The organism is Parabacteroides sp. HGS0025 (genome assembly GCF_000969845.1).
Taxonomy (GTDB): domain Bacteria; phylum Bacteroidota; class Bacteroidia; order Bacteroidales; family Tannerellaceae; genus Parabacteroides; species Parabacteroides gordonii.
On record NZ_KQ033902.1, the window covers coordinates 23,961 to 38,189 of the forward strand.

At 42.6% G+C, this 14,229-nt stretch carries 9 protein-coding genes; 7 read left to right on the top strand and 2 right to left on the bottom strand.

Going from position 1 to position 14,229, the window contains the following annotated elements:
- The first annotated feature begins 92 nt into the window (after positions 1–92).
- The 6 genes from HMPREF1212_RS00110 (at position 93) to HMPREF1212_RS00135 (ending at position 10,339) form a co-directional block, all read left to right on the top strand.
- The gene (locus tag HMPREF1212_RS00110; RefSeq protein ID WP_082099794.1) at positions 93–3,452 is read left to right on the top strand and encodes a TonB-dependent receptor; all 3,360 of its coding nucleotides are present in this window, start codon (positions 93–95) and stop codon (positions 3,450–3,452) included.
- Between the two features lie 22 nt (positions 3,453–3,474).
- Positions 3,475–4,947 carry a RagB/SusD family nutrient uptake outer membrane protein gene (locus HMPREF1212_RS00115; RefSeq protein WP_046147987.1) on the top strand — a complete coding sequence of 491 codons (1,473 nt, stop codon included), beginning with the start codon at positions 3,475–3,477 and terminating at the stop codon, positions 4,945–4,947.
- 18 nt (positions 4,948–4,965) lie between these two features.
- A complete protein-coding gene (locus HMPREF1212_RS00120; RefSeq protein ID WP_046147988.1) occupies positions 4,966–6,522 on the top strand; it encodes a sulfatase family protein in 1,557 nt (518 codons plus the stop codon).
- Positions 6,519–7,877 (top strand): sulfatase family protein, encoded by a 1,359-nt coding sequence (locus HMPREF1212_RS00125; RefSeq protein ID WP_046147989.1) that lies wholly within the window; start codon positions 6,519–6,521, stop codon positions 7,875–7,877. Before HMPREF1212_RS00120 ends, HMPREF1212_RS00125 begins: the two co-directional genes overlap by 4 nt.
- Positions 7,878–7,945: 68 nt before the next feature.
- Complete coding sequence (locus HMPREF1212_RS00130; protein ID WP_232430121.1) at positions 7,946–9,574, top strand: arylsulfatase; 1,629 nt, start codon at positions 7,946–7,948, stop codon at positions 9,572–9,574.
- Between the two features lie 216 nt (positions 9,575–9,790).
- A complete protein-coding gene (locus HMPREF1212_RS00135; RefSeq protein ID WP_046147991.1) occupies positions 9,791–10,339 on the top strand; it encodes a 3'-5' exonuclease in 549 nt (182 codons plus the stop codon).
- On the opposite strand, the gene HMPREF1212_RS00140 is transcribed toward HMPREF1212_RS00135, so the two are convergent.
- Both HMPREF1212_RS00140 and HMPREF1212_RS00145 read right to left on the bottom strand, forming a co-directional pair.
- On the bottom strand, positions 10,340–11,530 hold the full coding sequence (locus HMPREF1212_RS00140; protein ID WP_046147992.1) for a dicarboxylate/amino acid:cation symporter: 1,191 nt from the start codon (positions 11,528–11,530) through the stop codon (positions 10,340–10,342).
- Positions 11,499–12,965 carry a Na+/H+ antiporter NhaC family protein gene (locus HMPREF1212_RS00145; RefSeq protein WP_046147993.1) on the bottom strand — a complete coding sequence of 489 codons (1,467 nt, stop codon included), beginning with the start codon at positions 12,963–12,965 and terminating at the stop codon, positions 11,499–11,501. Before HMPREF1212_RS00145 ends, HMPREF1212_RS00140 begins: the two co-directional genes overlap by 32 nt.
- 226 nt (positions 12,966–13,191) lie before the next feature.
- On the opposite strand from HMPREF1212_RS00145, the gene HMPREF1212_RS00150 reads away from it, so the two are divergent.
- A complete protein-coding gene (locus tag HMPREF1212_RS00150; protein WP_046147994.1) occupies positions 13,192–14,196 on the top strand; it encodes a FecR family protein in 1,005 nt (334 codons plus the stop codon).
- The last annotated feature ends 33 nt before the right edge of the window (positions 14,197–14,229 follow it).

Here is a 14,229-nt window from a genome sequence, read left to right on the forward strand (position 1 = left end):
CAAGGCACCATCCCATCTCGTAGTTCATAAACCGCACTTGGGATCTTGCAAATATCAAGTGCAATTATAAATACCATTAAGTCTACAAAATTATGAGAATTTTATTAACTAGGGCATATTATGCCCTTAAAAAACGGCAATTTAAGTCAATTAAATTAATCTTACTTATATTGTTGATCTCCCCGTCGTTATTCGCTCAGGTAACGATAACCTTGAAAAATCAATCTATCCGTCAGGCCTTAAAAGAAATCGAACGTCTAAGTGACTATAAGTTCTTTTATAATAATGACTTATCCAGTCTGGATAAAGTTGTTACCCTGTCTGCAAAAGACGAAAGCATAGAGTCTGTTATGAGCAAACTTCTTGCTGGTACGGATATTTCCTACAAACAGGATAATAATAACCTGATTGTCCTTACTTTGAAGGCTACTTCTCCAAAGCAGTCAAACAATGACCAGAAAATAAAAGGTTCCGTTGTGGATGAGACTAAGCAACCGGTGATTGGTGCTAATATCGTAGTGGAAGGTACTACGAACGGTACAATTACTGATTTGGACGGAAACTTTTCTTTGCAGGTTCCGGAAAATGCAGAATTACGTGTTTCGTATATCGGTTATTTGGATCAGAGAGTTAAGGTCGGTAAAAGTACATCATTACATATTATTTTAAAAGAAGACACTCAAACACTGGATGAAGTAATTGTAGTCGGCTACGGCACGATGAAGAAAAGTGATATAACCGGCTCTGTGGCATCTGTTAAATTGGATGATTTGAAAGAAGGTGCCACGACTTCAGTCGATCAAATGCTTCTGGGTAAGAGTGCCGGTGTAAATGTGGTTCAGAGCAGTGGTGAACCGGGCGGAGGTTTCTCTGTTAATATCCGTGGTGCAAGTTCTATCAATGGCGGTGTTTCTCCGTTGTATGTAATTGACGGTGTGCCTATCGATAACTCCCGTCCAGTATCTCAGGGGTCCATTGTGGGGTTTAGTGATAGCAGAAGTCCAAGAAATCCGATGTCGTCCATTAACCCTGCCGATATTGAATCTCTTGAAATTCTGAAAGATGCATCTGCTACCGCTATTTATGGCTCAAGAGGTGCGAATGGCGTTATCTTGATTACGACAAAGAGTGGAAAAGCAGAAAAGATGAAGGTCAGCTATTCCGGTTCTATCGGGATTCAGAGTCCCTCAAATAAACTGAATCTGTTGAGTGCAACCGATTACAAAAGAGTATTGAATGAAATTATCGATGCCGGGGGGGATAATGAAGCGAATCGGGTTGGAGATATTGCAAATGGTGGTATCGGTACAGATTGGCAGGACGCAGTAACTCAAAAAAATGCAATTACTCACGAACATCAATTGTCTTTTTCCGGAGGTAACAGTAAAACTTTTTACTACACTTCATTCAATTATGTAAATCAGGAAGGTATTGTAAAGAATACCAGTTTTGAAAGATTAGGGGCCAGATTGAATTTGAAATCCGATATTAATGAGAAATTGAAGATTGGTATGAATGTTACCGGTTCTTATATGAAAGATCATTTTGTTGCAAATGGATTTGGTGTAAATGAAAATGCAGGCGTGATGTATACTGCTTATAATTATGATCCAACAATACCAGTTAAAGATAAGGAAGGCAATTATGCTACATCACCTATCTTGACACTAGATAACCCTGTAGCATTGGATGAAGGAATGACATCTTATTCTGATACATATAGGATTTTAGCTTCAGCATTTGGGGAGTATTATATTACTAAAGATTTATTTCTAAGATTGAATCTGGGTACTGACTTTATGAATGAAAGTAGAAAAAACTTTGTATCGAGCCTTACTCAGCAAGGCCGTTTTTATGGAGGTATCGGGTCGAATCAGAATTCAGAAAAAAGTAACTATATAGTAGAAGGCACTGCTAATTATAATAAGACAATAAAGAAACATAGTTTTGGGGCATTGGCGGGAATCTCTTATCAACGTTATGTTACAAGTTATTTGAATAACAGAGCTGCTGATTTTCCGAATGAATCATTAGGAGCGGAGAACCTAAATCTGGGAAATCAGGAGACTTTCAGAATGCAAAACTCTGTGACTGGTAACAGATTGGCTTCTTATATAGGCCGTGCAAATTATTCATTTGATGATAGATATTTAGCTACGGTAACTTTTAGAGCAGATGGTTCTTCGCGTTTTGGTAAGAATAATAAATTCGGTTATTTCCCTTCTGCCGCTTTGGCATGGAGAATATCTAATGAGTCTTTCCTGAAAGGTGTTGATCAACTCACTTCATTAAAACTTCGTTTAGGTTGGGGTAGAACCGGAAATCAGGAGATCGGAGATTACCCGGCATTAAGTACTTATCAGTCGGCTGGTTCTGCAATATGGGATGGTAAACAAGTTGTTGGTACTGGACCTGCTAAAATTCCTAATCCAGATTTGAAGTGGGAGACAACCGACCAGGTCAATTTGGGTCTTGATTTCGGCGTATTCAATAACCGTATTAACGGTGGAATTGATTATTTCTGGAAGAAGACAACAGATATGCTTTTGCAGTTACCTGTTCCTCAGTCAACCGGCTATAACAGTATTTTATCGAATATTGGAAGAATTGATAATAAAGGTATTGAACTTTTCTTGAACACAGTTAATATCGATACTCGTGATTTTAAATGGGAATCAAATATCACATTTACTTCTATGAGAAATAAAGTAAAAGATTTAGGTGGTATTGATGAAATTATTATTGGTGCAGGTTATACCCATGTTGAACAAGTTGCAATTCGTAAACCCGGATTACCATTAAACTCTTATTATGGATGGGAAGTAGCTGGTGTTTGGCAGGAAGGTGATGATTTCAGTAAAATGAAAGAAGATTATAAACCTGGTGATCTGAAATATGTAGATCAGAACCATGATGGTGTTATTAACGATGCAGATAGAGTGGTTCTTGGTGATTCTTTCCCTGATTTTCAGTGGTCTTTTGGCAATACATTTACCTATAAAAACTTTGATTTATATGTCTTTTTCGAAGGTGTTCAGGGAGTAGATATGTTGAATGGTAATTTAATAGATAGTTATTTCCCTATTAATTTCCGGCGAAATAAATTTGCAGAACCTTATTTAAATAGGTGGACTCCAGAAAATCCTACAAATGAATATCCATCATTTGTAGACCCACTAAAACAAGGACGTAAAGTAGTTAATTCACGTACATTGTCAGATGCATCGTATGTGAGACTTAAAACGATCCGTTTGAGCTATACATTGCCTAAATTTAATAGCCTGATTCAGTCATTGCAATTATATGTAACAGCAGAAAATTTGTTTACAATTACTGATTATGTTGGATTGGATCCTGCTATTAATCCAAATAGTAACTCTAATTTCCGAATGGATTTTAACGCATATCCAAGTGCCAGAACTTTCATTTTCGGAGCAAAAATTGATTTTTAAAGAATAATAAAAAGATAAGTATATGAAATCAATAAATAATATAGCAGTTTATCTGTTTTCTTTATGTGGGTTACTTTCTCTTCAGGGATGTGAAGGTATTCTGGAAGAACCTGTCAGATCAGAATTTACAGAAAGTACTTTACTGGCTACAAAATCAGGTATTGAATCTGTTTTAGCTGATGCATATTCCAAAGATGGAGGAAGTCGAAATATTGTGAAAAGAGGAGAAATGACTACTGATATTTTGTGGCAATCCGGCGGTGGTGAAAATGGAACGGCTGTACCTTTGATCAACTTTCGTTGGGATTCCTCCAGTACATTAGAGGCTTTTGACTGGATGAATCATTGGGAAGAGATTAGGAATGCAAATATAGTATTAGCCAATGCTCCAACTGCTTCTGGATTTAACAGTGAAGAGGATCGAAATGGTTTGTTGGCTGAAGCACGATTTATCAGAATATGGGCCTATTATCAATTATGGGATCAGTTTGGTCCGGTACCTATACGAAAAAGTTTGGATGATCCTCTTGAATTACCCCGTGCAACAGATGAAGAATTCAAAGAGTTTATAGAGTCCGAGTTGAAATCTCTTATTCCTGATCTTTATGAAACAGGAAAGCAGCCGGCTTATGGACGAGCTCATAGAGGTGCTGCTCAGACATTGCTTTGTATTTGGTATTTAAATACGCATCAGTGGCAAAACTGTGCAGATATGGCAAAAGAAGTAATGTCAAGTAATAAGTTTGCTCTGTGTCCGGATTATAATAAAATGTTCGCTTTGGAAAACGAAAAGAATGAAGAGTTTATTTGGGCTAAAACTTATTTGGCCAATAGTGCCAGTGTCAATATTCTCCTAGCAACGAATTTACCTTGGGACTATTATAAAGGCCTTGATGGTGGTATGGAAGGAGTAATTAATGAAAAATGGTCGAATTTTGCTTCTCAATATCGTTTTTATGATGATTTTTATTACAGTTTTGCTCCTGAAGATCAACGTAAAGGACGGATTTTAACTAAATATGAAGATTCAAAAGGTAAAGTTGTAGATTTGCTTGTTGATTATAAAGATGCTACCCGAGGAATGAAATTTCCGCCTGATCCGAATGCTTCAGCCAACAATCATGGTAATGACTTTCCTTATTTCAGGTATGCAGATATTTTATTGGCCAGAGCGGAGGCTTTGAATGAGTTGAATGGTCCTAACCAAGAGTCTGTTGATTTGGTGAATCAGATTAGACACAGAGCAGGTTTGGATAACGTTGCTTTATCCGATTTTAATTCAAAAGATGCATTTGTAGATCAACTAATGAATGAAAGAAAATGGGAATTCTGGAATGAAGGTAAGCGGAGAAGAGACCTGATCCGTACTAATAGGTTTATCAAATGTGCGCATGATCGTGGTATTACTAATGCACAAGATTTCCATGTTTGGTTTCCTATACCCCAGTCAGCTATCGATGCTAGTTCATTACTGAAACAAAACGATGGCTATTAAGCCTAATGTTAGTTTAAAATGAAGTATTGTTTATATACATGTTTGGCTTTGGCTGGTTGGGCAGCAACTTCGGTGTCTGCCCAATCGACAAAGCCGAATATCGTCCTGATCATTACAGATCAGCAACGGGCAGATCTTTGTGGCCGTGAAGGTTTTCCTTTACCTGTTACTCCTTATGCAGATTCGTTAGCATCTCAATCTGTGTGGTTCAATAAAGCTTATACGGCGGCACCGGCAAGTGCGCCGGCTCGTTGTTCTTTATTATCCGGAAGATATCCTAGTGCGACTCATGTACGGACTAATCATAATATTCCTGATGCATATTATGAAAAAGATATGCTGGATATGTTAAAAGAGAACGGATACCGTACAGCTTTGATTGGTAAAAATCATACATATCGAAAAGCGGATGAGGCATTCGATTATTTCATCGGTTATGGGCACAGAGGAAAAGATAAACCCGAAACAGAAGACGAAAAAGCGTTGGCACGTTTCCTTAATAATGAAGTTCCGGGGCATTATCTGAAACCAGCTCCGATTTCAGTGGAGCAACAACAACCTTATCAGATTGTGAGCCATGCTTTGGAATGGATTCAACAACAGAAAGATACTCCTTTCTTTATCCAGGTATCTATTCCTGAACCCCACACTCCTTCTCAAGTATGTGATCCTTATTTCTCAATGTTCCCACCTGAAGATTTACCTCCGCTTTTGACATCTCGTATGGATTTGGAAAAGAAAGGTGAAAAATACATGGCTCTGGCAGCGTTGGAGGATAAAGCCTGTTCGAATTTACAACAACAGATACCTCTGCTAAGGAGTATCTATTTAGGTATGGTTCGTATGATCGATGATCAGATGAAACGGTTGGTAGAGGAAATAAAATCGTATGGACAGGATGATAATACACTGTTTATTATTCTTTCAGATCATGGAGATTATTGCGGCGAATACGGACTTATCCGTAAAGGTTCGGGAGTCGCTGAGTCGCTTACCCGTATTCCTATGATTTGGGCCGGATACGGTATTAAGCCGCAAAATAAACCGATGGATGCACATGTGTCGATTGTTGACATATTTCCTACATTATGTAGTGTTATCGGGGCAGAGATTCCTGTCGGGGTGCAAGGACGTAGCCTTTGGCCGATGCTGAAAGGGGACGATTATCCTCGTGAAGAATTTTCCAGTATTATGGTGGAGCAAGGATACGGAGGGGAAGACTTTACGATGGAAGAACCTCTCACCTTTGAAGATGCCGGAAGTTGTAGAACAGACGTAGAAGGTAGTTTTGACGGTCTTAATCCCTGGACACAAAGCGGCTCTTTGCGGATGGTGCGAAAAGGCGACTGGAAGTTGGCGATGGATAATAACGGACGAGGGGAACTATATAATCTAAAAGCAGACCCTTCCGAAATAAATAACCTGTTCGGTAATAAAAAATATATATCCGAACAACTTGATTTACTGAAAGAATTACTAACTTGGAACATTCGTTTGCAAGATCCCCTGCCTGTTCCGCGCAGACAATATCCTTTCAAACGGAATCCTTATAATTATCATAGAAGTATACCATGAATAAAGCAATCTTATTATTAACAGCCTGTGGTGGCCTGATCCATACGATGGATGCGACTGCTCAGAAACAGAAACCCAACATCGTTATTATCTATACGGACGATATGGGAATAGGCGATTTATCATGTTATAACAGCGGATGGGTAGCCACTCCTAACATCGATAAACTGGCCTCGCAAGGCTTGAAGTTTAATCATTATTACACCTCGTCGCCTGTGAGTTCGCCGTCCCGTGTGGGGCTGACTACCGGGATGTTCCCTACCGAGTGGGGTATTAACACTTTCCTGCACGAGCGGAAAGGGAATGCCGATTGCGAACAATGCGACTATCTGGATAGTAATGCACCCACGATGGCCAAATCGCTGAAAGCCGCCGGTTATGCAACCGCACATATTGGGAAATGGCATATGGGCGGCGGCCGCGATGTCGACGATGCCCCGCAAATACCCAAATATGGTTTCGATGAATATGTGACGACGTATGAAGGCCCTGATCCTGATCCTCTTATTACAGCATCCAATTGGATCTGGAGTGAAAAAGACAGCATTCAGCGTTGGGATCGTACAGCCTACTTTGTAGATAAGACCCTGGATTACCTGGCTCGCCATAAAGACAAACCCTGTTTCGTCAACCTTTGGCCGGACGATATGCATGATCCGTGGATTCCGTCTTCCGGTTTCTACCCGATCTCCGAATCCTGGGCAAGCCGCAATAACTTCGTAGCCGTACTGACCCAATACGACAAACAGATCGGTCGTTTGATGGAAGGGCTCGAACAACTGGGGATACGTGAAAATACCTTGGTAATCTTCACCAGTGACAATGGCGCATTACCGACTTTCGATAATGCACGAACCAATGGACACCGCGGCTCGAAGAATAGTATCTACGAAGGAGGCGTCAATATGCCTTTTATTGTCAGCTGGCCGGGAACCATCAAAGCCGGTGAAACGGACAACGAAAGTGTTATTAACGCTGTCGATCTTTACCCCTCTTTATGTCAGATTGCAGGAGCCAAACTGATCGAAGGTTTCGATTATAGCGGAGAAGATATGAGCCAGGCATTGCTGGGGATAAAGGAGCAGCGACGTACCAAAGATATGATGTGGGATTTCGGGCGTAACAAATATTTCAATAAACCCCAAAAGAAACAACGGAGTCCGCATCTGGGTATCCGGCGGGGCGATTGGAAACTGTTGGTAGACTCGGACGGGAAAAATATCGAACTCTATGATATCAAAATAGACCCGAACGAAACGACCGATCTCTCGGCCAAACATCCGGAACTTTGTTCGGAACTGAGCAAGAAGGTGATCGACTGGTATTTTACCAAGAGAAAGGTACGGACAAAATAGGCTAGTATCAATACATATATAATTGTCGTATGAATAAAAATATTTTAAAATTAGGCTATCTGGGAGCAATGGCAACATTGGCTCCCGGTTTGTCTGCCCAACAGGATTCCCGTCCGAATATCCTGGTGATCCTGGCGGATGATATGGGATTCTCCGACCTGGGGTGTTATGGTGGAGAGATCCATACTCCCAACCTGGATAAGCTGGCAGCAGAGGGGCTTCGCTTCACCCATTTTTATAATACAAGCCGTAGCTGTCCGACCCGTGCATCGTTGTTGACAGGGCTTTACCAGCATCAGGCAGGTATCGGACGTATGACCTTCGACGATAATCAGCCGGGTTATCGCGGTACGATGACACACAACGGAGTTACCATCGCCGAAGCTCTGAAGGAAAACGGTTACCAGACAGCCTGGGTCGGTAAATGGCATATTGCTGAAACACCTTTGCGCCCCGATCAGCGTCAGTGGCTGGCACACCAGGTGCAGCACGATGAATTTGCACCCAAAGATAACTATCCGATCAACCGTGGTTTCCAGGATTGTTACGGTACGATCTATGGAGTGGTGGATTATTTCGACCCGTTCAGCCTGATCAGTGGAGATAAACCGGTGAATTCTGTTCCGGATGATTATTACAGCACGATCGCACTGGCCGATACGGCAGTCGCCTACGTGAATAAATATGCGGAAACCGATAAGCCTTTCTTTATGTACCTGGCTTTCCACTGTCCGCACTGGCCGTTGCATGCATTGCCTGAAGATATAGAAAAGTATAAGGATACCTATAAAGACGGTTGGCAGGCTATCCGCGAAGCCCGTTACCAGCGGATGAAAGAGATGAAACTGTTCGGTGATGCCGACAATTTCCTATCTCCCCGTCAGTTCTCCGACTCCTGGGAAGAGAACCCGACCAAAGAGTGGGATGCCCGTGCGATGGCAGTCCATGCAGCGATGGTAGACCGTATGGATCAGGAGATCGGCCGTGTGATAGAGACGCTCCGCAAAAATGGGCAGCTGGATAACACGTTGATCCTCTTTATGTCGGACAACGGTTGTAGTAACGAAGACTGTCAGAATTATTCGGAAGGGGAAAACGACCGTCCGGCAGAAACACGCGATGGCCGTAAGATTGTTTATCCGAAAGAGAAAGAGGTAATGCCCGGCCCGGAAACGAGTTATGCTTCAGTCGGAGCAAGATGGGCAAATGCCGCCAATACCCCATTCCGTTTCTGGAAAGCGAAATCGTATGAAGGAGGAATTTGTACCCCGATGATCGCCCACTGGCCGAAAGGGATCAAGCAGCCGAAAGGAAGTGTTAATACGCAAATGGGGCATGTGATGGATATCATGGCAACTTGCCTGGATATCTCCGGTACAAAATATCCCACCGAATATAACGGCCATAAGATAATTCCCTTGGCAGGCGAGAGCTTGAACCCTATATTTAAAACCGGTACACGTAAAGGGCATGACGAATTATGCTTCGAGCATTTCAACGAGAAAGCCCTGATCGATGCTTCAGGTTGGAAGATCGTTTGGCCGAACAGTACGAAAAGCTGGGAACTGTACAATCTGAACGAAGACCGCAGCGAAATGCATAATCTGGCTGACCAGTATCCGGATAAGGTGAAAGATATGGTAGCACGGTATCTGGAGTGGGAGAAAGACTATATGGTTGTTCCCCGTCCTGATTAGTAAAAAAGCATATCGCAACATCTAAAAAACTACTTAGTAAGTAGGCGTGCGTTTACTTACTAAGTAGTTGTTAACTTACTCGATAAGTAGACGGATGTCTATTTATTAAGTAGATTAAAGCTTACTTATTAAGTACTTTTTTTGTTCTTTCCCGGCGCCTTCGTGTTCCAGTGTTTAAAAGATCCTATCTTTGTAGAAAATAATGATAAACGCTATATGGAACGCTTCGCCGCAATAGATTTTGAAACAGCCAATGGGAAACGCTGTAGTGTATGCAGTGTCGGGGTTGCTATTATTGAGGATAACAAAATAATCGACCAGGTATACAGCCTGATCCGTCCTTATCCGAACTACTATACCCAATGGACTACGGCTGTTCATGGCCTGACACCGGCCGACACGAATGACGCACCCGATTTTGAAGAGGTGTGGGAAGTGATCTCTCCTAAGATTAAAGATTTACCATTGGTTGCCCATAACAGCCCCTTCGATGAAGGATGCCTGAAAGCTGTGCATGAAACGTATGAACTGGCTTATCCGAAATATCAGTTCTATTGTACCTGCCGTTTATCTCGAAAAATGTATCCTTTCCTGGTAAATCATCAACTGCATACGGTAGCCGCCTATTGTGGTTATGATCTGAGAAATCACCACCATGCGATGGCGGATGCCTATGCCTGTGGCCATATTGCTGTTGCGATGATGCGCGAAAAAGGTGTGGAAACCTTGCAGGAACTACTCGAAGAAGTTACCCGCAAGCGTTAGCTATTCAGATACGTTGGCGGTAGATTGCTGTTTTCCCGCAATCTTGTCCACCACCACTGCGATAGCCCCATCACCTGTCACGTTGCAGGCCGTACCGAAACTATCCATCGCAATATATAAGGCGATCATCAAAGCCTGTAAAGTCTCGTTGAAGCCCAGCATGCTTTGCAGTAATCCCAGAGCAGCCATGATCGCTCCGCCCGGAACTCCCGGAGCGGCTACCATCGTTATTCCCAGCATCATAATGAAACCCGCCAGGCTTGCAAAAGTTACCGGTTCTCCGGCCATATACATAATAGCCATCGCACAAGCTGTAATTTTCATCGTACTACCCGAAAGATGAATAGTCGCACATAACGGGATAACAAAAATAGCAATCGTTTCCCGAACCCCGTTCTTGATCGTTTGGGCCAGTGTAACCGGGATCGTCGCGGCCGACGATTGTGTGCCTAATGCGGTAGCATAAGCTGGCAGCATATTTTTTAATAAGCGGAACGGGTTTTTACCGCTGACAGTTCCTGCAATAGTAAACTGAATAAGTAAAAGCAGCACATGAAGAACGAATATCACCACGATCACTTTCAGGAACATCGTTATAATACTCATTACCTGTCCGCTGACTGTCATATTCAGGAAAATACCGAAGATATGCAGGGGAAGCAAAGGAATGATAACCGCTTCGATCAGTATGGTAATAATTTTCTGGAAGTCGTTGAAAGCCTCACGCAAAGCATTCCCGCTGATATAAGAAAGCCCCAACCCGATTGTAAATGATAATAACAAGGCTGTCATTACATCCATTAATGGCGGCATACCTACCGTGAAATAAGGTTGTAGCATGAAATCTTCAGGATTGTCCATCGCTGTAAGTTCTGCGTTGGCAGGTAGTATATGCGGGAAGATCGCCGAACTGCTGAAAAAGGTAAAGAATCCGGAAAATATCGTTGACCCGTATGCTATCAGGGCAGTGATAGCCAGCAATTTTCCTGCGCCTTTCCCCAGGTCGCCGATGGCAGGCGTTACCAATCCCAGGATGATAAGAGGGATGGAGAACGAAAGGAAATTCCCGAATAACGAGTTGAAGGTTACAAAGATACGTGCGATACCATTCGGCAGGAACTGGCCGAACAACACACCGGCTGCAATGGCAATAACTACTTTAGTCAGTAGCGATACTTTCAGTCTTTTCATTTGTCCGCTTGATTTTATACCCGATGGCGGCAACCGTTATGCTCATCAACGGGCTGATTAGATTAAAGAAACAATAAGGTAAATATGTGAGCGTGGCAACACCCAGGATGGTAGCCTGCGTCATACCACAAGTATTCCAGGGAACAAGAACGGAAGTAACTGTCACCGAGTCTTCCGTTGTACGGCTCAGCAGGCAGCTTTCATATCCTTTTTTCTGATAGATATCCTTGAACATATTTCCGGTAAGGATGATCGATATATATTGGTCGGCCGTGCAGATATTGAGGAACAATCCCGACATGGCGGTGGATGCCACCAGTCCCACGGTACGTTTCATAAAACGGATAAATACGGAAGTGATACTTCCCAGCATTCCGCTGGCCGTCATAGCCCCGCCGAAACACATCGCGCAGATGATTAGCCAGATCGTGTTCATCATACCGCCCATCCCACGGGTGGAAACCAGATCGTTCAAATCCGGATTACCGGTCTGAATCCCTGTACTTCCGTAAAACGTCATAAGCAAGCCTTTGAACTGCGATTGCATATTCTGTACGGGTAAGCCGGATATTTCCTGTAATAAATGTGGTTGGAATATCAGGGCAAATATACCGGCCAGTGTTGTCGAAATAAACAATGTGACGATGGAAGGTACCCGTTTGGCAATCAATATCCCGGTGACGACCGGAACGATCAACAGCCAGAAGGAGATATTGAACGTCTCTTTCAACGAAGCAGAATACATGGCAATCTGATCGCTGGCTGTCGCCTCGTGTGTAAAACCGGCTATGGTGAAGATCGACAGTGTGATAAGCATGGAAGGGACTGTCGTTATCATCATGTATTTGATGTGTTTGAACAGCGGAGTGTCCGTTACCGATGCAGCCAGCACCGTCGTATCCGAAAGCGGAGATATCTTATCCCCGAAGTAGGCACCCGAAATAATCGCCCCGGCAATCCATCCCACTTCAAATCCCTGCGCTTGTCCGATACCCAGCAAAGCAATACCGATCGTGGCAATCGTCGTCCACGAACTCCCCGTCATAACGGAGACGATCGCACAAATAATACAGGTCGATGCCAGAAAGAAGCTCGGATGAATGATCTGCATTCCATAATAGATTAAGGTAGGAACCACCCCGCTTATCATCCAGCTACCCGATAGCGCTCCGATAATCAACAGGATGATCAAGGCCGTAGCCACCCCGGTAATATTATTGATCATTGCCAGCTCGATCGTTTTCCACCGCACTTTACTGTATCCCATAGCAATGAGACAGCAAACGGCTGTAGCCGTGAGCAAAACAACCTGGCTTCCGCCGCTCAGGGCATCACTGCCGAAGGTACGGATAGTGACAAACAGGAGCGCAACCAATACAAGTATGGGAACGAGCGAGAGTAAGGGTGAAGGTATCTTAGCAGGAGTATGATCCATTATAAATAAGTGCTTATGAATTTTGAGTGCAAAAATACGGAAAAATAATGTACATATAATACTCGACTTTTCATTTTATAATGGCTTTTGAAGACTTTGCTAGTATTAACATTCAGATAAATATTCAGGATTTATACAAAAAATATAAACACTGATATACCCGCCTTCCTCTTTTTTGCGCCTTTAATTAATGAGTGGGGAAATTCCCGCTTTTTAATTGAAGAAAATGGATCAAATAGATAATTATATACAATCTTTTCTGGATGGCTCTCTGAACGCGGAGGAACATACGGTTTTACAGCAATGGATCAAAGCGAATCCGGAGAATAGAACTTATTTTCATCATGCGGTGAGTATCTGGAAGGCAGCCGGAATAGTTGCGAATGCAGATGGATTTGATGTGGAAAAAGCGATCGGGCGTTTTGATAAAGAAACCAAGCATGTTACAATAAAACGAATAGACCGCTATAAGTATGCCCTGCGAGTTTCCGCTGCTGCTATCATCTTTTTATTAGGCGGAATATCTTCCCTTCTCTTTTGGCAGCAACCCGAACAAATTATACCTGCCGTTGTACAAGAGTATAAAGAATACGTCGTTGAAGTTCCGCTTGGAGCAAAATCGAAAGTCACGTTTCCGGACGGATCGGTGGTATGGCTCAATGCAGGCAGTAAACTGACATACGATTCGAATTTTGCGAAAGAATCGAGAAGTATCGAACTGTCGGGAGAAGGCTATTTCGAAGTAAGCAAGAATAAGGAATTACCCTTTGTGGTAAATACCGGAGAACTGGCAGTAAGGGTTCTCGGTACGAAATTCAATCTGAAATCCTATGAAGAAGACTCGGAGGTGAAAGTAACCCTCAAGGAAGGTGCGGTGAAGGTCGGAGATTTTCTGGCCGATGCCGCTCCCATCGTGTTGCAACCGAACCAACGTTTTACATTAAAAAAGGAAGACCTGACGGTCTCGGTCGACTCGGTAGATGCCAGCCATATCGATAACTGGCGTAACGGAGCGATGGTGTTCGATAAAGTATCATTGGAAGAGATCACAAAAGAATTAAAACGCCTGTACGATATACCTGTCCGGATAGAAAACGAGCGGCTGAAGAAAATAGTCTACTACTCCGATTTCCAGGAGAATGTAACAATAGAAAAAGTATTGGAGATACTCTCTTCCGGCAATAAGTTCAGATATGAGGTGAGGCCGGAGCTTGTCAGAATTTATAATTAACAGAAGTTTAATCAATTAAAAAAGAAATTGAAT